This window comes from Terrabacter sp. AAH1, from assembly GCF_054456855.1.
In genome coordinates this window covers 282,437-300,105 of sequence record NZ_JBTJJV010000004.1, presented here as the reverse complement: position 1 = coordinate 300,105, position 17,669 = coordinate 282,437, and the positions used below count along the sequence as shown (strand labels likewise).

The following is a 17,669-nucleotide window of genomic DNA, read 5'->3' as shown; positions in this document are numbered from 1 at the left end:
GCGTTCTCTCGATGTGCTAGAGGCGGACGCCGAGAAGGGCGTCGAGGGCGCGACCGAGCACCCCGGGTGCACCCGGGTCGTCGCCGCCGCGTGAGAGCGCCTGGCTGGCCCACCGGTCGACGGCGTCGAGCGCGCGCGGGCTGTCGAGGTCGTCGGCCAGGGCCGCGCGGATGTCGTCGACCGTCTGGTCGGCGACGGGACCGCCGTTGCCGGACAACGCCTTCCGCCACGTGTCGAGCCGCTGCTGCGCCTCGACGAGCTGGTCGTCCTGGTAGATCCAGTCGTGCGAGTGGTGGCGGGCCAGCAGGACGAGACGGATCGCCATCGGGTCGACGCCCTCACGACGCAGCGTCGAGACAAGGACGAGGTTGCCCTTGCTCTTGCTCATCTTCTCGCCGTCGAGCCCGACCATCCCCTGGTGCACGAAGGCTCCGGCGAAGGAGGTCGACCCGCTCAGGGCACGAGCGTGGGCGGCGCTCATCTCGTGGTGCGGGAAGATCAGGTCGGTGCCGCCGCCCTGCACGTCGACGGGCACGCCGAGGTGGTCCAGGGCGATGCAGGCGCACTCGATGTGCCAGCCGGGCCGGCCGGAGCCGAGCGAGCCGCCGTCCCACTCGGGCTCGCCCTCGCGGTGGGCGCGCCACAGCAGCGCGTCGAGCCGGTTGCGCTTGCCGGCGCGGTCGGGGTCTCCCCCGCGCTCCTCGAAGACCTCGAGCATGCCGGCCTCGTCGAGGTGGCTCACCGACCCGAACCGCGGGTCCTTGGCGACGTCGAAGTAGTAGTCCAGCGCTCCGTCACGGGACGCGTCGGGCGCGGCGACGGCGTACGCCCACCCGTCCGCGACGAGCTTCTCGATCGGGCCGACGAAGGTCGGGATGCTCTCGACCGCACCGAGGTACTCGTCGGGCGGGATCACGGCGAGCGCGGTCATGTCCTCGCGGAAGAGGGCGATCTCGCGGGTGGCGAGGTCGCGCCAGTCGACGCCGTCGCGCTCGGCCCGCTCGAGCAGCGGGTCATCGATGTCGGTGATGTTCTGGACGTAGCGGACCGTGTGGCCGCTGTCGCGGAGCACGCGGCCGAGCAGGTCGAAGGTGACGTAGGTGGCGGCGTGGCCGAGGTGCGTCGCGTCGTAGGGCGTGATGCCGCAGACGTAGAGGGTGACGTCGTCACCGGAGGCGGCGGGCACGAGCTCGCCGGATGCCGTGTCGCGGACCCGCACCTCGGGTGCACTGCCGGGGACCTGGGGGATGAACGGCATCGGCCAGCTTCTCACCCCGAGACTGTATCTCCCGGCAGCACGAGGGCCCGCCCGGGGTTCGTGGGTCGGGCAGGCACGCCTGCGCGCCTCGGCAGCCTCGTCCGGCCTGTCCGGCCCGTCCGGCTCAGAGCGGCGGCCAGGGCACCGAGGGCCAGTCGGGGCTGGGGAACGGGTGCACACCCCGCTCCAGGAGCCGCCCGACCCGGCGCGCCAGCGCCTCGAGGTCGCCCTCGGGCAGCAGGTCGTCGAGCCGCGCCCTCGTTGCGTCGTCGTCGAGGGCCCGCAGCAGCCGGCGCAGACGGCGGGTGTCGTCCTCGGTGAACGGCTCGCCGGCCCAGCCCCAGAGGACCGTGCGCAGCTTGGGAGTCGGCGAGAAGGTGACCCCGTGGTCGATCGCCCAGAGCCGACCGTCGGCGTCGCGCAGGCAGTGCGAGCCCTTGCGATCAGAGTTGTTGAGGGCCGCGTCCAGCACGGCGAGCGAGCGCACGTCATCGGCCGCGCTGTGCACCACGGTCACGGACGCGCCGCCGGGCGTCTCGCCGTCGAGGACGGCGCGCCAGCCGTCGGGCGTGCGCCCCTCGGGCACGAGGTCGACCACGCGGTCTTCGGCCACCGGGTCGAACGGGTTGCCGATCCACAGCTGGACCGAGCCCGGGCCGAGCGGGCCGTCACGCATGACCGTCGGTGGCACGACATCCCAGCCGCCGAGCTCCGAGACGACGCAGGCCGCCACCTCCCGGCCCGCGAGCGTTCCCTCGGGGAAGTCCCAGAGCGGACGCTCGCCGCGCACCGGCTTGTAGATGACGTGCCCACCCGGCAGCGTCGAGACCGTGGCCAGCACGGCGAGGTTGGAGGAGTCGGTGATGCGGCCGACGACCTCGATCTCGCCGGTCAGGTCGACCGGCGACGGCGTCAGCTCAGCGCTTGTAGCCATTGGCCCGCGGGCAGACGTGGCCCGTGGGGTCGAGCGGGTTGCCGCAGAACGGGCACGGCGGGCGCCCGGCAGCGACGAGGGCGTTGGTGCGGCGGGCGAAGGCGCGTGCCTCGGCCGGGCCGAGGCTGACCCGGATCGAGTTGCGGGCGAGCGGCGCGACCTCGTCGTCCGTGTCGTCGTCGACCTCGTCGGGGTCGTGGTCGTGGCACTCGATGACGACCTTCTGGCGGTCCTCGTCCCAGGCGAGGGAGAGCGTCTGCACGCGCCAGTCCTCGTCGAACGGGGTCTGCAACGGCTCGGTGTCCTCGGGGGCTCCGCCAGGCTCGCCGGGCTCCACCGCGGCCACCGGGGCCAGCTGGTCGAGCACGTCGTTGATGCGGTCGGCGAGGATCGACACCTGCTGCTTCTCGACCCCGACGGTGACGATGCGCGGGCCCGCGCTCGCTTGCAGGTAGAAGGCTCTCTGGCCGGCCGGGCCGACCGTCCCGGCCACGAACCGGTCAGCGGGATCGAAGTCCTGGACCGTCATGCACTCGACCCTATCCGACGCCACCGGGCGAGCCGGCGCCCCCGCCCACGACCGCGTCGCCCTCCTCGGCGACCGGCTTCTCGGGCGGGCGGAGGCCTGCGAGGTCTCCCCCGACGTCGTTGAGCCGCAGCACGAACGGCTTGCGGCTGGTGTACCGCACGACGCTCACCGAGGCCGGGTCGACGTTGATGCGCTGGAAGTCGTCGAGGTGTGCCCCGGTGGCGTGCGACAGGATCGACTTGATGACGTCGCCGTGCGAGACGGCGACCCAGACGGCGTCCTTGCCGTGCGTCTCGAGGATGCGGGCGTCGGTCTCGCGCACGGCGCGCAGCGCCCGGTCCTGCATCTCGACCATCGACTCCGCCGGGTATGCCGCCGAGTCGGGGAAGCGTGCCTCGCTGGGCCGGTCCTGCACCACCTTCCAGAGCTCCTCACGGGCGAGCTCGGAGATGGGGCGCCCGGTCCAGGCGCCGTAGCGGCACTCGCCGAAGCCGTCGTGCACGCTGCGGGCGACATGGCGGGGCAGCGCCGCGGCGAGCAGGTCGGCGGTCTGCACGCACCGGTCGAGGGGCGAGCTGACGACCTCGGCGACGGGCAGCACCGCCGACGCGAGGCGCTGGCCGACGGCCGCCGCCTGCGCCTCGCCGGTCTCGTCGAGGAAGACGCCCGGCATCCACCCGGCGAGCACGCCGGAGGTGTTGGCGCTCGAGCGGCCGTGGCGCACGAAGAGGACGGTTGGCACGAGCGCCAGCCTAGACGCGACAGCCGGGCCGACCGGCATACGGCCGCGTCGACGTCCACCTCACCGACGCTCCCAGCGAGCCGTGGTCACATAGGGCTGTGATCGTGGACAAAGCCATCTACCGCAACGGCCGGCGGCAGGGCTGCGGCGACCTCAGCGACGAGCTCGACGTGCTGCGCCTGACCCAGGACGGCTTCCTCTGGATCGGGCTCAAGGACCCCACGGACGACGAGTTCGCCCTCGTCAACGAGGAGCTGCACCTGCACCCGCTCGCGGTCGAGGACGCCGTCAACGGCCACCAGCGCGCCAAGATCGAGAAGTACGAGTCGTCGGTCTTCGTCGTGCTGAAGACGCTGCGCTACATCGAGGCGACGAGCGACATCGAGACCGGCGAGGTGATGCTCTTCATCGGCGACCGGTTCGTCGTGACCGTGCGGCACGGCGAGGGCAACCCGCTCGCCGGCGTGCGCCAGCGTCTCGAGACCGAGCCGGAACGCCTCGGCCACGGCTCACTGACGGTGCTGCACGCCGTGATGGACTCGGTCGTCGACAACTACCTCGTCGTCGACCGCGAGGTGCGCAAGGACCTCGAGCGCATCGAGGAGCAGGTCTTCGCCTCGAACGAGGGTGGCGACGCGAACACGATCTACCGGCTCAAGCGTGAGGTGCTCGAGTTCCGCCGCGCCAGCCAGCCGCTCGCCGACACGCTCACGCAGTTCATGGAGCGCGGGCGCGGCGGCATGCTGTCGGCCGAGATCCTGCCGTTCTTCCGCGACGTCGCCGACCACCTGCGGCTCGTCAACGACCACGTCGAGTCCTACGACCGGCTGCTCACCGACGTGCTCTCGGCCCACCTGGCCAGTGTGTCGGTCAAGCAGAACGAGGACATGCGGCGCATCTCCGCGTGGGTCGCCATCGCGGCCGTGCCGACGATGATCGCCGGCATCTACGGCATGAACTTCGAGCACATGCCCGAGCTGACGGCGAGCATCCACGTCGGCGACTCGGAGTTCCAGTACGGCTACTTCCTCGTGCTGGCCGTGATGGCCGCCGCGTGCGTCGGCCTCTACCGGGCGTTCAAGCGCTCGGGCTGGCTCTAGCGACGACGCCCCCACCCGTGTGCCCGGGTGGAGGCGTCGAAGAGGTGGTCGGTGTCGCGACGGCCGGTCAGGTGGCGGAGATGACCGTCGTGGCCAGACCCACGACGAGGAGCAGACCGAGCGCCACGCGGTACCAGACGAACGGCAGCAGGCTGTTGCTCGCGACGAACTTGAGCAGCCACGCGATCGAGGCGTACGCGACGATGAAGGCGACGACGAGCCCGACGAGGACAGGTCCGGTGCCGAGCGCCTTGAGGCCGTCCTTCTCCTCGACCGCCTGGAAGAGGCCGGCCGCCGTGAGCGCGGGGATCGCGAGGAAGAAGCTGAGTCGGGTCGCGGTGACGCGGTCGATGCCGCGTGCCAGGCCCGCGGAGATGGTGGCACCGGAGCGCGAGACGCCGGGGATCAGCGAGAAGCACTGCACGAGGCCGATGACGAGACCGTCGACGGGGCGCACCGAGTGCTCGCCGCGCACGACGCCGCGGGACTCGTAGCGGGTGTGGATGCGTTCGGCGACCACCATGACGACGCTCCACAGCACGAGCGCCGCAGCGACGACCCACAGGCTCCGCAGGGCCCCGGAGATGAGGTCGCGCGCCACGAAGCCGACGATGCCGACGGGGATCGAGCCGATGATGACCGCCCAGGCCAGTCCGTAGTCGGGGTCCTTGCGGGCCTCGGCGCTGCCAAGCCCCCGGAACCACGCGACCGCGAAACGGATGATGTCGCGGAAGAAGTAGAGCAGCGTGGCCGCGATGGCGCCGAGCTGGATGACGGCGGTGTAGGCCGTCACGGCCAGGTCGTCGACCCTGAGCCCGAGCAGCTGCTCCGTGATGGTCAGGTGTCCCGTGGAGGACACGGGGAGGTACTCGGTCAGGCCTTCGACGACGCCGAGGATGACGGCGTCGAGGTAGCTGAGGTCAGCCATGGGTCAGGGAGAACCTTCTGCGCAGAGGGACAGGTCGGGCCGCCCCCAACGGGTCCGGCGGCCGCGCGGCACAATGTCGCACCCTATCCAGTGCGTTCGCTGGGAAGACCAGCGACCTCTGCGACGGCGTGGAGCGTGGCGACCGCCTGGTCGCGCGTCATCCCCCCACCGACGGCGACGGCCAGGGTCGTCACGCCGGCCCGCTCGTAGCGGCCGATGCGCTGCGCGACGCGCGCCGGAGAGCCGAGCAGGGCCGTCTCGTCGATGAACTCGAGCGGCACCGCGGCCGCGGCCTCGCGGTGCCGGCCGGCGAGGTAGAGGTCCTGGATGCGCGCCGCGGCGTCCTCGAACCCCATCCGGCACGCCAGCTGGTTGTAGAAGTTCTGCTCGCGCGAGCCCATGCCGCCGATGTAGAGGGCGCAGTAGTCGCGCACGTGGTTCGCCGCCTCCTCGACGTCGTCGACGAGCACCACCGGGGTGGTGGCGACGACGTCGAAGCCGGCCATCGGGTCGGCGCCGGTCCCGCGCCCTCCCGTACGCCGACCCTTCGCGAGCGTCGCCAGCAGGTCGGTGGCGTGCTCGGGGCTGAAGAAGATCGCCAGCCAGCCGTCGGCGATCTCGCCGGTCAGCTCGAGGTTCTTGGGCCCCACCGCCGCGAGGTAGACGGGGACGTCGGGCCGCACGGGCCGCGCCGACAGCTTGAGCGCCTTGCCCGGCCCCCCGGGCAGCGGCAGGGGGTAGTGGGGTCCCGCGTGGGTGACGGTGTCGCGGCGCAGGGCCGCCCGCACGATCTCGACGTAGTCGCGCGTGCGCCCGAGCGGGCTGCGGAAGGGCACGCCGTGCCATCCCTCACTGACCTGCGGCCCGGAGACGCCGAGCCCCAGACGGAACCGGCCTCCGGACATCGTGTCGATGGTCGCCGCCGTCATGGCCGTCATCGCCGGCGTGCGAGCGGGGATCTGCATGACCGCCGAGCCGAGGCCGACGTGCTCGGTCAGGGCGCCGATCCACGCCAGCATCGACGGGCTGTCCGAGCCGTACGCCTCCGCCACCCACACGCTGTCGTAGCCGAGCCGGTCCGCCGCCTGGGCCACGGCCACCTGGTCGGCGCCCGTCGTGCCGCGCCCCCAGTAGCCAAGGTTCACACCGATCCTCATGCTGGGCAGGCTATCGGCGTGGCGCCGGCCGTGCCGGACGGCGGGATCGCGGTGTCGCCCACTACCGTTCCGTGCATGCGCAGGCGTCTCGGCTCGTCCGGTCTCTCGGTCACCCCCCTCGCCCTCGGGACCATGCTCTGGGGCAACGCGGTCGACCGGCACGAGGCCGGTGACCACCTGCGTGCGTTCGCCGAGGCCGGGGGCAACCTCGTCGACACGGCATACGGCTACGGGGGCGGCGACGCCGAGACGATCCTCGGAGCGCTGATCGACACCGCGGTGCCGCGCGACGACCTCGTCATCTGCACCAAGGCCGGCATCTCACGCGCGCGCGGCGAGCGTCACGTCGACGTGTCGCGGCGCGGGCTCATGTCCCAGCTCGAGACCTCGCTGCGACGGCTGGGCACCGACCACGTCGACCTCTGGCTCGTGCACACGTGGTCGGACGACGTGCCACTCTCGGAGACGCTGTCGGCCCTCGAGTGGGCGGCGTCCTCCGGGCGTGCCCGCTACGTCGGCGTGTCCAACTACTCCGGCTGGCAGTCCGCGCGAGCCTTCAGCCTGCTCGAATCCGCGCGAATCCCTCTGGTGGCCAACGAGATCGAGTACTCCCTGGTGTGCCGCACCGCCGAGCACGAGGTGAGCCAGGCGGCCACCGCTCTGGGCTTCGGGCTGCTCCCCTGGTCGCCGCTGGGCCGGGGCGTGCTGACGGGCAAGTACCGCAACGGCATCCCATCGGGGTCGCGGGCGGCGTCGGTCGACTTCCCGGGCTTCGCCGAGCGCTTCCTCGGCGAGCAGTCGGCACGGGTGGCCGAGGCCGTGGCGATGGCCGCGCGCGGACTGGGCGCGAAGCCCGGCGAGGTGGCGCTCGCGTGGGTGCGTGACCGGCCGGGTGTCGCGGCGCCGATCGTGGGGGCGCGCACCGCCGCGCAGCTGCGCTCGTCGCTCGCGAGCCTCGAGCTGGTGCTCCCGGACGAGATCGTCGAAGCTCTCGACGACGTGTCGGCCTAGGGCCGGCGCTCAGGCGCGGGCACCGGCCCCGTTGCTGACCTCGACGTCGTCGTCATCGTCGACGTCGTCCTCGTCGTCATCCTCGTCCTCGTAGTCGTCGTCTTCGAGGTCGTCGTCCAGCTCGTCGTCCAGGTCGTCGTCGTCATCGTCGTCGTCATCGTCGTCGAGGTCGTCGTCCTCGTCGTCGTCCTCGTCGTCGTCGTCATCGTCGTCGTAGTCGTCCGAGTCGAGCCCGGCGTAGACGCGGCCCTCGGTGCCGTCCTCGTCCTCGTGGCCGTCGAAGTCGTCGCCGTAGATCGCGAGCGGCGTCGCGACCTCGGTGGCCTCGTAGAGCGCCTCGTCGTAGTCGTCGAAGGCCTCGGCGAGGTCCTGGGCGGCAGCCATCACCATGGGGTGGTCGGGGTCCCGGCTCGCGTTGGCGGCCTCGTAGTGTCGTTCCAGGGCGGCGACCAGCTGCTCGAGGGCGGAGCGGGGATCCACTGTCATGCCTCGACGGTAGTCGACCCGGAGCACGGAGGGCAGTGATTCCGAGCGGTCAAAACCACCCTCGGACCTCGCCGGGACGCAGACGGTCCCGCAGCGAGACTCGCTCGCTGCGGGACCGTCACCGGGTGTTGGGGGGCGTTCACCCCCGCTGGTGCCCGAGGGTCAGAGCGGCGCCTTGACCGTGTCGGCGGCGGCCGGGGCCTTGATGTCGACGGGCTCGCCGTACTTGCCCATCGTCATGTTGGCCTTGACGCCCATCAGGTCGAAGGTGACCTTGCGCAGCTGGTCCTTCTCGTCGAGCCACGCGGTGTAGGTGATGGTGTCGGGCAGCTTGGTCTGCTGGCTGCTCGGCAGCTGGGCCTGCATGGCCTTGGTGTCGAGCACCAGGTCGTACTTGAAGGCCTTGTCGCCGTCGACGGTGTCCTCTCCGACGTACTTGACGTCGGTGACGGCCGCGCCGAACTGGTCGTACATCTTCGTCGGGTCGGCCTGGTTGAGCGACTCGGCGAGCTGCTTGCCCATCGTCGAGCTGCTGTCGATGACGGCCCACTTGCCGGCGGCGAGGCCGGGGAAGCCCTTCATGAAGATCTTCTTGTCGACGAGGATCATGTCGAGCTTCATCGACGGGCCCATGTCCATGGACATCTTCATCGCCGGGTTGGCGGCGTCGATCTTCGTGTCACCCGTGATGGCGATCTTCTGGCCGGCGGCGTCCATGTCCATCGTGACGTGGGCGGTCGTGGCGTTCTTGCCGGCGGCCTTCATGGCGGCGACGAACGAGGCCTTGTCCTTGTAGGGCTGCCCGGCGGCGGGGGCGTCGCTGGTCGGGGCGCTCGACGACTGGCTGGCCGTCTGGCCGGTGGCCGGCGCCGGGGAGTCGCTCTTGCCGCAGGCAGCGACACCGAGGACGGCGGGAAGGACGATGACTGCTGCCGCGGTGCGGCGGATGTTCCACTTCATGTGTGTTGACCTCCTGGGCCCCTTGACGCCGGGCCCGGCCCGGCGGTTCCCCCGCGCCGTGACCGGCGTCGAGGGACGTCGGCGACCTCGGATGACCCAGCGACGGTATCGCGGCACGCTGACCGCGACACACGGCATACGGTCTCGTTGGGATCACGGTTGGTGTCAGAATGGCCGCGATGACGGAGTACGAGTACCGGGTCCTGACGTTCGACCGCCACACGTCCAAGGCCCAGGCGCGGCAGGCGGTGCGCGAGCACGCCGAGTACGGCCGTTGGGAGCTGTCCCGCACCGTGATCTACGAGGGCGGCGTGCGCCGGATGTGGCTGCGCCGGCGCATCATGCGCGTCGAGCGCACGGCCTGACCCGGGCGGGCCGCCGCGAACCTCTCAGCAGGTGCGCAGGAAGTCACCGAGCACCCGCGCGCCGAAGCGCAGCGAGTCGACGGGCACGCGCTCGTCGATGCCGTGGAACATCGGCGCGAAGTCGAGGTCGGCGGGCAGCCGCAGCGGCGCGAAGCCGTAGCCGTTGATGCCGAGACGGCCGAGGGCCTTGTTGTCGGTGCCGCCCGAGAGGCAGTAGGGCAGCACCGCGGCCGAGGGGTCCTCGCGCAGCAGCGACTGCTTCATCGCCTCGACGAGGTCGCCGGAGAAGGGTGCCTCGAGGGCGACGTCGCGATGCACGACCTCGATCTCCACGTGCTCGCCCGCGAGCTGGCGGATCGTCGCCATGAGCGACTCCTCGTGACCCGGCAGGAACCGGCAGTCGACGGCGGCAGAGGCGGTCTGCGGGATGACGTTGTGCTTGTAGCCCGACTCGAGCATCGTGACGTTGGCCGTGTCGCGCAGCGTGCCGCGCACGAAGCCCTGCGCGCCGCCGAGAGTCCCCAGCAGCGGCTCGAGGTCGTCGGTGGCCGGGATGCCGGTCATGGCGCCGAGCGTGTCGAGCAGCTCGCGCACCGACGCGATGTACTCGCGCGGCCACTCGTGGGCGGCGATGCGTCCGACGGCCGCCGCGAGCCGCACGATGGCGTTCTCGTCGTTGGGCACCGAGCCGTGCCCGGCGCGGCCGTGGGCGTGCAGACGCAGCCAGGCGATGCCCTTCTCGGCGGTCTGCAGCAGGTACGCGCGCTGCTCGCCCTGCGGCGTCGGCACCGTGACGCTGTAGCCGCCGACCTCGCTGACGGCCTCGGTGACGCCGTCGAACCACTGCGGGTGGTGGTCGACGAGCCAGTGGCTGCCGAGCGTGCCGCCGGCCTCCTCGTCGGCGAAGAAGACGAACGTCGTGTCGCGGGCGGGCTTGGTGCCGGTGCGGGCGAAGTGGCGGATGTTCGCGAGGATCATCGCGTCCATGTCCTTCATGTCGACGGCGCCGCGACCCCAGATGCAGCCGTCGCGCTCCTCGGCGGCGAAGGGGTCGACCTGCCAGTCGGCGGCGTTGGCCGGCACGACGTCGAGGTGGCCGTGCACGGCGAGGCCGGGGCGCGAGCCGTCCTCGCCGTCGAGCCGCACGACGACCGTGGCCCGGCCCGGCTCGCTCTCGAGCAGCGTCCCCTCGAGGCCGACCTCGGCGAGCTCGCCCATGACGTACTCGGCAGCCTTGCGCTCCCCCGGGCCCGACCCGTCGCCGTAGTTCGACGAGTCGATGCGGATGAGCTCGGCGCAGATGCGGACGACCTCGTCCTCCGGTGCGAGCGTGGTCGGCGAGGGGCGGTCGGCGTCGTCGTGGCTCATGCGAGCCAGCGTATGCCGCCTCCTCGGGACCCGCGGGTGCGGCCCGTCCCGCAGCGGCGGGCGCCGGCCGGGGCCGTTTGGTCTTTTCGGGTGGCCCCGTGCTAACGTTTCGCCTCGCCGCAAGGGAATCCCACGAGCCCCTTGCACACCTTGTCGGGGTGGCGGAATGGCAGACGCGCTAGCTTGAGGTGCTAGTGCCCTTAACGGGCGTGGGGGTTCAAGTCCCCCCCTCGACACCAACGAAAGGCCCTCGGGTTCCTGCACGTCAGGAGCCCGGGGGCCTCTCTCGTTCGGACGCAGTGCCGGCGTCAGCGCGTCGTGACGCGAGTCGTCAGGAGGCGACGTCGGCCGGAGCGCTGTCGTCGTAGAGCACGGCGAGACGCCGCTCGGGGTCGAGCCGCGGCAGCACGGCGTCGGCGATGGCGCGCAGCTGGCCGACCTGCTCGGGCGTCAGGGCGTCGAGCACCGTCGCACGGACCCTGTCGACGTGGCCCGGAGCCGCCTGCACGACGGTCTCCCACCCCTTCTCGGTGAGCCTGGCGTTCGTCGCTCGCCCGTCCTCGGGGCACTGGAAGCGCTCGATGAGCCCGCGCTCGTCGAGGCGCCGCGACACGTGCGACAGACGCGTGAGCGTGGCGTTGGTGAGGCGCCCGAGCTGGGTCATGCGCAGGGTCCGGTCCGGGGCCTCGGAGAGCATCGCGAGGACGAAGTACTCGAAGTGCGAGAGGCCGGAGTCGCGGCGCAGCTGGGTGTCGAGCGCCCCGGGGAGCAGCTCCACCACCGCCATCAGCCTGAGCCATGCCGCGCGCTCGTCGTCGTCGAGCCATCTCGTGTCCATGAGACCATCCTACGCTTTAGTTGACGCTACAACCAAGTCATGCCATCGTGGTTGAACACGCAACTACCGTCGAGAGGTCCCCATGAGCACGTCGTTCGCCCCACCCGCCGTCGCGTACGCCGGGAGCGACGACCCCGACGCACCGCTGGTGGTCCTGCTGCACGGGCGTGGCTCCCACGAGCGCGAGATCATCTCGCTCGCGGCACACCTGCCTCGTGGCGCGACCTACGCGGCGGTGCGCGCCCCGATCGCCGAGGGCGGCGGCTACGCGTGGTTCGCCAACCGGGGCATCGGCCGGCCGGTCGCCGAGTCCCTTGCCGACACGATGTCCTGGTTCCGGACGTGGCTCGACGACGTGGCGCCGGCCGGACGCCCCGTCCTGCTCGCCGGCTTCAGCGGCGGCGCCGCCTTCGCCGGGGGCCTCGTGCTCGCCGACCCCGCTCGCTACGCCGGGGCGGCCATCCTCTACGGCACCCTGCCGTTCGACGCCGGAGTGCCGGTCACGCCGTGGCGGCTCGCCAACCTGCCGATGTTCGTCGCCCAGGGCGACGCCGACCACGTCATCCCGCGCGAGCTGCTCGACCGCACCTGGACCTACCTGCTCGGCGAGTCGGGGGCTCCCACGTGGGCGCACCGCGACCCCGGCGGCCACGGGATCACCCCGACGTCGCTGCGACAGCTGTCCGAGTGGGTGCAGGCCCGTCTCTCGCACGTGCTCCAGCGGGGGTCGGTGCCGGTCGGGGTCCCGGCGGACGTCGCCTGGCCCACCGTCGCGGGCGGCTCCCTCCCCCACCGCGCCGGCTCACGACCCGACGTCGCGTGGTCCATCCCCCAGCAGCAGCAGTCCGACAACGCTCCGGCCGAGCTGCAGGAGCAGCTCTACGCGCGCATCAGCGCCTTCGCCGACGTCACCTCGGGGCCGTCCCGCATCTCCGTGCCGGGCGCCCGGGGACTCCTGCTCGAGCAGGGGGCGGGTCCTGACCAGGCGTTCCTCGTCCCCGAGGTCCGCGAGTTCGCCCACCTGCACCCGGCGTACGACGGCTCGCTCCACCTCGCCCTGCCCGCGGCACAGGCGGCGGACCTCGTCGCGCACGGCTGGGGCACGCCCCACCCGTGGGCCGGTGGTCGCCTGACGCCGGGCTTCGTCATGGTCTTCGGCCCCCGCGACGCCGCCGAGCTCGAGGTCGTGGCCGGGATCGTGGCCGCCAGCCACGCGTACGCGTCCGGTGCACGAGACACCGAATCGGCGTCACTTCCTGAGCGGGCCGCGTCGGCGAACTAGTCTGGCGGGGTGAGCCAGCCGCACCGCAGCCAGAGCCCCTCCCACACGCTCGCCGACGACCTCTACGACGTCCTGGGCCTGGTGCGCCGCCGCTCGCGCCGGCTCGTCGGCGCGCCCTTGCCCGAGCTCAACCTCTCCGGCGCCCAGCTCGAGCTGGTCCGCGTGATCCGCCGCAACCCCGGGGTGGCCGTGGCCGATGCCGCCGCCGCCCTGGGGCTCGCCCCGAACACCGTCTCGACGCTGGTCGGCCAGCTCGTGGCGCTTGACGTGGTCGTGCGCGAGCGTGACGACCGCGACCGACGCGTCGCCCGGCTGCACCTGACGGCCCACGCGCGAGCGGCCGTCGAGCTGTGGCGCGACCAGCGCGCCCACGCGATGGCCTCGGCGCTCGAGTCGCTGGACGCCTCGGCCCGCACACGCATCGCCGACGCCCTCCCCCTCATCGCCGAGGTGGCCGCCCGGCTCCCCGACGCCCCGAGGTCCCATGCCCCGCTCGCGCTCGGCGCCCAGCAGGCCGTGCTCGACGGCAGCGCCTGACGAGGCGACCGCCGCGCGCGGCAGCGGCCCTCGGACGACCCGGGGCCGCCGGGCCCTAGTCTGTGCCGCGTGACCTTCCTGCGTGCCCTGTGGACCCTGCTCCGGGGCCGAGGGTTCCGACGCCTGTTCGTCGCACGCGTCACCTCCTCCTTCAGCGACGGCATCTTCCAGGTGGCGCTCGCGAGCCACGTGCTGTTCAACCCCGAGAAGGCCGCCGACGCCCAGGGCATCGCGGTGGCGTTCGCCCTCGTGCTCCTTCCCTACAGCGCGCTCGGGCCCTTCGTCGGTGTGCTCCTCGACCGCTGGCCACGTCGCCGCGTCCTCGTCGTCAGCCAGCTCGTGCGAGCCGCGGCCATCCTGGGAGTGACCGGCTTGGTCACGGGAGCGGAGACGGGGCCGGCCTTCTTCGTCCTGGTCCTCGTCGTCTTCTCCGTCAACCGCTTCATCCTCGCCGGCCTCGGCTCGGCCATGCCGCACGTCGTGCCCCGTTCGTCGCTCGTGAGCGCGAACTCCGTTGCCCCGACGTGCGGTTCACTCGCGTACCTCCTCGGTGGCGGTGTCGGCACGGGCCTGCGTGCCGCTGGAGGCAGCGACGTCCTCGACGTGCTGCTCGCCGCGGTGGGTGTGGTCGTGGCCGCGTGGGCGGCGACCCGTCTGCCGTTCATCGGGCCCGACGACACGAGCGGGGCGCCCTCGGTCGGGCACATCACCCGCTCGGTGGTGAGCGGCCTCGTCGAAGCCGTGCGCACGCTGCCGCGCAAGGCTCGCCTGCTGCTCGTGCTCGTCTTCCTGACGCGCCTGCCGTTCGGCTTCCTGCTGCTGCAGACGCTGCTGCTCTTCCGCGGCCCGTTCGAGCAGGGTCGCGGCGCCCTCGGCTTCGGCATCGCCGCCGGCGCCTCCGCCGTCGGTTTCGCCTCGGCCGCGTTCGTCACCCCGTGGCTGGCCCCGCGCCTCACCGCCGTGCCGTATGCCGCCCGCATGCTCGCGCTCGGCGCCCTCGTCTGCGCCGTGCTGGGTCCCTTCCTCAGCCCGTGGAGCATCGTCGTCGTCGCCTTCGTCGTCGCCTTCACGTCGCAGTGCGTCAAGATCACCGTCGACTCGCTCATGCAGGCGCACGTCGACGACCACCTGCTGGGCCGCGCCTTCTCGGCGTACGACGTCGTCTACAACGCGGGCATGGTGGCCGCCGCGGCGCTCGGCGCCCTGGTGCTGCCGTCCACCGGCCTGGCCTGGTGGCCGCTCATCGCATTCGCCTGCCTCTACGGCGTCGCCGCGATGCTCCTCGGCCGGCTCTGGGCCCGGGCCTCCGTGCTCGACCTCGAGCGGCCACTAGGCTGACCGGCGTGCTGCCCGAGCTGACCGCCACCCGCTACGTGACGCCGCTCAAGGAGGGCGGCTCGCTCCCCGGCATCGTCGAGGCCAGCGACGACGGCACCTACGTGCTCAAGTTCCGGGGTGCCGGGCAGGGCCTCAAGGTGCTCGTGGCCGAGGTGCTCGTCGCCGGCATCGCCCGGCTGCTCGAGGTGCCGGTGCCCGACCTCGCCGTCGTCCGGCTCGACCCGCGCATCGCCCGCTACGAGGCCGACGAGGAGGTCCAGGACCTGCTCACCGCCTCGGTCGGCACCAACCTCGGCGTCGACTTCCTGCCCGGCTCTCTCGGCTACGACGGCTCGCGCCCGCCCGACGCCGACCTCGCCGAGCGGGTCATCTGGCTCGACGCGCTGACGGCGAACGTCGACCGCACGTGGGCCAACCCCAACCTGCTGGTCTGGCACGGGCGCACCTGGGCCATCGACCACGGTGCGGCCCTCTACTTCCACCACTCGTGGCCCGGCAAGGAGCCGTCGCCCGAGCGCTTCGCGGCGCAGCCCTTCGACGCGAGCAAGCACGTGCTGCGCGACGTCGCCGGTGACGTCGCGCGCAGGCACGACGAGCTGGCGGCCCGGCTCGACCCCGCCGCCCTCGCGGCGGTCATCGCCGAGGTGCCCGACGAGTGGCTCGAGCCGACGCCCTACCTCGCCGACCCGGACGCGGTGCGGGCGGCATACGCCCGGATGCTGCGTGCGCGCCTGGACGGGCCCCTCGCGTGGGTGCCGTCGGGGGTCGCGGCGTGAACGCGTACCAGTACGTCCTGCTCCGCCTCGTCCCCCGCGTCGACCGCGAGGAGTTCATCAACGTCGGAGTCGTCCTCTACTCGCAGGACACCGGGTTCCTCGACGCCGCCTGGGAGATCGACGAGTCGCGGGCCGCGGCCCTGTGCCCGACGTGCGACCTCGACGGCGTCCGCTCGATGCTCGACCGGGTGCGTGCCGTCTGCCGCGGCGAGACCGGACGCGGCCTGCCGACGCTCGACAAGCAGGGCCAGCGCTTCGGCTGGATCATCGCCCCGCGATCGACCGTGGTGCAGCCGGGCCCCGTGCACGGCGGTCTGTGCGAGGACCCGGCGGTGGAGCTGCAGCGGCTGCTCGACCGGCTCGTGCGCGCCTGAGCCCGAACGGGACTCGGCTCAGCGAGCCCGCAGGGCCCACATCGCCACGGCGCTCGCGGCCGCGACGTTCAGCGAGTCGACGCCGCCGGCCATCGGGATGCGCACCGTGACGTCGGCACCCTGCACCGTGTGACGCGAGAGCCCGTCGCCCTCGGTGCCGAGCACCAGCGCGACCCGCTCGGGCGGATGGGCCTCGAGCTCGTCGAGTGAGACGGAGTCGTCGGTGAGGGCCATGGCCACCACCGTGAGGCCGGCCTTCTTGAGCAGGTCGAGGCCGCCCGGCCACGGGTCGATGCGCGTCCACGGCACCTGGAACACGGTGCCCATCGACACCCGGATCGAGCGGCGGTAGAGCGGGTCGGCGCATCGCGGGGTGATGAGCACGGCGTCGACGCCGAGGGCGGCGGCGCTCCGGAAGATCGCTCCGACGTTCGTGTGGTCGACGACGTCCTCCAGCACGACGACACGTCGCGCACCGGCGAGCAGAGACTCGACGTCGGGCAGGACGGGGCGCTGCATGGCGGCCAGGGCGCCACGGTGGAGGTGGAAGCCGGTCAGCTGCTCGATGACGTCGTGCTCGCCGAAGTAGACCGGGATGCCCTGCGCCTCCGCGTCGGCGACGATGTCCGCCAGGTCGTCGAGCCAGCGCCGCGCCATGAGGTAGGACCGCGGCCGGTGCCCCGCCCGCAGGGCCCTGCGGATCACCTTCTGGCTCTCGGCGATGTAGAGGCCCCGCTCGGGCTCGGTGCGCCGCCGCAGCACGACGTCGGTCAGGGCGACGTAGTCGGCGAGCCGGGGGTCGGCGGGGTCGGTGATCTCGATCGGCACGCCCGTCAGGCTAGTGCCGTCACGAGGGGGCGCCGTCACCGGCGGGTGCAGGCCCCGGTCGCGCCGTGGCCGTGGCGGATGGTCAGGGGAACCAGACGAGCTTGACCACGGCGACGAGGCCGATCGTGATGATCAGCGCACGCAGCGCGTTGGGCGGGATGCGTCGCCCCACCCGGGCGCCGATGATGCCGCCGACGAAGGCGCCGACGGCGATGAGCAGGACGACCAGCCAGTCGATGTGGTCACGGGCGAAGATGACGAACACCGTTGCGGCCACGAAGTTCACGATGAGCGACAGCACGTTCTTGTAGCCGTTGAGCCGCTGCAGCGGCTCGAGGCTGAGGGCGCTGAACAGGCCCATGAGCAGGACGCCCTGGGCCGCGCCGAAGTAGCCGCCGTAGACGCCGGCGACGAAGACGCCGACCCCGATGGCCGGGGCGTGCCAGGCCGGCGGACGGGTGTCCACCCCCTCGGGGTGCGCCCGGGCCTGGATGCGTGGACCGGCCAGCACGAGCACGAGGGCGACGAGGATGAGCACCGGCACGATCGCGCGGAACGCGGTCGCCGGCAGCACGAGCAGCAGCCCGGCCCCGACCACGGAGCCGACGAACGACAGGGGCATGAGGCGGCGCAGCGTCGGGGCCTGGCCACCGAGCTCGTGCCGGTAGCCCCAGGAGCCCGTGATGCCGCCTGCGACGAGCCCGATGTTGTTGGACACGTTGGCGACGAGCGGGTTGACCCCGAAGAACAGCAGGGTCGGGAAGGTGATGAGCGTCCCCGAGCCGACGATCGTGTTGATCAGTCCCGCCCCGGTGCCCGCGAGAGTGATGGCGACGGCGGACCAGAACGACACCCGGC

20 protein-coding genes and 1 tRNA gene are annotated in these 17,669 nt (G+C 72.3%); 9 read left to right on the top strand and 12 right to left on the bottom strand.

All coding sequences use genetic code 11. The features are described from left to right. Positions 1-16: 16 nt before the first annotated feature. The 4 genes from mshC to ACXR8F_RS09425 all read right to left on the bottom strand — a co-directional run bounded on the left by mshC (position 17) and on the right by ACXR8F_RS09425 (position 3,463). Positions 17-1,273: a cysteine--1-D-myo-inosityl 2-amino-2-deoxy-alpha-D-glucopyranoside ligase gene (gene mshC, locus ACXR8F_RS09440; protein WP_045188128.1), complete on the bottom strand. Its 1,257-nt coding sequence runs from the start codon at positions 1,271-1,273 to the stop codon at positions 17-19. A gap of 109 nt (positions 1,274-1,382) precedes the next feature. Beyond that, entirely contained in the window at positions 1,383-2,192 is an 810-nt protein-coding gene (locus ACXR8F_RS09435; protein WP_458799937.1) for an SCO1664 family protein, read from the bottom strand. Then, a complete protein-coding gene (locus ACXR8F_RS09430; RefSeq protein ID WP_045188132.1) occupies positions 2,176-2,721 on the bottom strand; it encodes a DUF3090 domain-containing protein in 546 nt (181 codons plus the stop codon). The genes ACXR8F_RS09435 and ACXR8F_RS09430 overlap by 17 nt, the downstream gene beginning before the upstream one ends. A 10-nt stretch (positions 2,722-2,731) precedes the next feature. Continuing rightward, positions 2,732-3,463 (bottom strand): MSMEG_4193 family putative phosphomutase, encoded by a 732-nt coding sequence (locus ACXR8F_RS09425; protein ID WP_045188278.1) that lies wholly within the window; start codon positions 3,461-3,463, stop codon positions 2,732-2,734. Positions 3,464-3,561: 98 nt separating this feature from the next. On the opposite strand from ACXR8F_RS09425, the gene corA reads away from it, so the two are divergent. Then, the gene (gene corA, locus ACXR8F_RS09420; RefSeq protein WP_045188134.1) at positions 3,562-4,563 is read left to right on the top strand and encodes a magnesium/cobalt transporter CorA; all 1,002 of its coding nucleotides are present in this window, start codon (positions 3,562-3,564) and stop codon (positions 4,561-4,563) included. Positions 4,564-4,630: 67 nt separating this feature from the next. Here the strand turns inward: corA and ACXR8F_RS09415 are convergent, their stop codons facing one another. Together ACXR8F_RS09415 and ACXR8F_RS09410 are read right to left on the bottom strand one after the other, a co-directional pair. Next, a complete protein-coding gene (locus ACXR8F_RS09415) occupies positions 4,631-5,491 on the bottom strand; it encodes an undecaprenyl-diphosphate phosphatase (RefSeq protein ID WP_045188137.1) in 861 nt (286 codons plus the stop codon). Positions 5,492-5,574: 83 nt separating this feature from the next. After that, on the bottom strand, positions 5,575-6,648 hold the full coding sequence (locus ACXR8F_RS09410; RefSeq protein WP_045188139.1) for an LLM class F420-dependent oxidoreductase: 1,074 nt from the start codon (positions 6,646-6,648) through the stop codon (positions 5,575-5,577). Positions 6,649-6,723: 75 nt separating this feature from the next. On the opposite strand from ACXR8F_RS09410, the gene ACXR8F_RS09405 reads away from it, so the two are divergent. Beyond that, a complete protein-coding gene (locus ACXR8F_RS09405; protein WP_045188281.1) occupies positions 6,724-7,659 on the top strand; it encodes an aldo/keto reductase in 936 nt (311 codons plus the stop codon). A gap of 9 nt (positions 7,660-7,668) precedes the next feature. Here ACXR8F_RS09405 and ACXR8F_RS09400 read toward each other — a convergent pair whose 3' ends face one another. After that, positions 7,669-8,145, bottom strand: a complete 477-nt coding sequence (locus ACXR8F_RS09400; RefSeq protein WP_458799933.1) for a hypothetical protein — start codon at positions 8,143-8,145, stop codon at positions 7,669-7,671. Positions 8,146-8,307: 162 nt separating this feature from the next. Beyond that, the gene (locus ACXR8F_RS09395; protein ID WP_045188141.1) at positions 8,308-9,105 is read right to left on the bottom strand and encodes an LppX_LprAFG lipoprotein; all 798 of its coding nucleotides are present in this window, start codon (positions 9,103-9,105) and stop codon (positions 8,308-8,310) included. A gap of 179 nt (positions 9,106-9,284) precedes the next feature. On the opposite strand from ACXR8F_RS09395, the gene ACXR8F_RS09390 reads away from it, so the two are divergent. Next, positions 9,285-9,470 (top strand): DUF5703 family protein, encoded by a 186-nt coding sequence (locus ACXR8F_RS09390; RefSeq protein WP_034770947.1) that lies wholly within the window; start codon positions 9,285-9,287, stop codon positions 9,468-9,470. A 24-nt stretch (positions 9,471-9,494) separates the two neighbouring features. Here ACXR8F_RS09390 and ACXR8F_RS09385 read toward each other — a convergent pair whose 3' ends face one another. Further along, the gene (locus ACXR8F_RS09385; RefSeq protein WP_458799930.1) at positions 9,495-10,838 is read right to left on the bottom strand and encodes a M20/M25/M40 family metallo-hydrolase; all 1,344 of its coding nucleotides are present in this window, start codon (positions 10,836-10,838) and stop codon (positions 9,495-9,497) included. Between the two features lie 152 nt (positions 10,839-10,990). Here ACXR8F_RS09385 and ACXR8F_RS09380 point away from each other — a divergent pair. Next, positions 10,991-11,077, top strand: a tRNA-Leu gene (locus ACXR8F_RS09380). Between the two features lie 92 nt (positions 11,078-11,169). Here the strand turns inward: ACXR8F_RS09380 and ACXR8F_RS09375 are convergent. Next, positions 11,170-11,676: a MarR family winged helix-turn-helix transcriptional regulator gene (locus tag ACXR8F_RS09375; RefSeq protein WP_458799928.1), complete on the bottom strand. Its 507-nt coding sequence runs from the start codon at positions 11,674-11,676 to the stop codon at positions 11,170-11,172. An 82-nt stretch (positions 11,677-11,758) separates the two neighbouring features. Between ACXR8F_RS09375 and ACXR8F_RS09370 the strand changes: the two genes are divergently transcribed. The 5 genes from ACXR8F_RS09370 (at position 11,759) to ACXR8F_RS09350 (ending at position 15,983) form a co-directional block, all read left to right on the top strand. Continuing rightward, positions 11,759-12,958 (top strand): luciferase domain-containing protein, encoded by a 1,200-nt coding sequence (locus ACXR8F_RS09370; protein ID WP_458799926.1) that lies wholly within the window; start codon positions 11,759-11,761, stop codon positions 12,956-12,958. 9 nt (positions 12,959-12,967) lie between these two features. Beyond that, entirely contained in the window at positions 12,968-13,495 is a 528-nt protein-coding gene (locus ACXR8F_RS09365; RefSeq protein ID WP_458799924.1) for a MarR family transcriptional regulator, read from the top strand. A 69-nt stretch (positions 13,496-13,564) separates the two neighbouring features. Continuing rightward, a complete protein-coding gene (locus ACXR8F_RS09360) occupies positions 13,565-14,833 on the top strand; it encodes an MFS transporter (RefSeq protein WP_045188152.1) in 1,269 nt (422 codons plus the stop codon). Positions 14,834-14,838: 5 nt separating this feature from the next. Continuing rightward, complete coding sequence (locus ACXR8F_RS09355; RefSeq protein ID WP_458799922.1) at positions 14,839-15,609, top strand: HipA family kinase; 771 nt, start codon at positions 14,839-14,841, stop codon at positions 15,607-15,609. Further along, the gene (locus ACXR8F_RS09350) at positions 15,606-15,983 is read left to right on the top strand and encodes a DUF3037 domain-containing protein (RefSeq protein ID WP_458799921.1); all 378 of its coding nucleotides are present in this window, start codon (positions 15,606-15,608) and stop codon (positions 15,981-15,983) included. Before ACXR8F_RS09355 ends, ACXR8F_RS09350 begins: the two co-directional genes overlap by 4 nt. Before the next feature lie 18 nt (positions 15,984-16,001). Here ACXR8F_RS09350 and ACXR8F_RS09345 read toward each other — a convergent pair whose 3' ends face one another. After that, positions 16,002-16,811 carry a TrmH family RNA methyltransferase gene (locus tag ACXR8F_RS09345; protein ID WP_045188158.1) on the bottom strand — a complete coding sequence of 270 codons (810 nt, stop codon included), beginning with the start codon at positions 16,809-16,811 and terminating at the stop codon, positions 16,002-16,004. A gap of 82 nt (positions 16,812-16,893) precedes the next feature. Continuing rightward, positions 16,894-17,664: a sulfite exporter TauE/SafE family protein gene (locus tag ACXR8F_RS09340; protein ID WP_045188160.1), complete on the bottom strand. Its 771-nt coding sequence runs from the start codon at positions 17,662-17,664 to the stop codon at positions 16,894-16,896. Positions 17,665-17,669 lie beyond the last annotated feature (5 nt).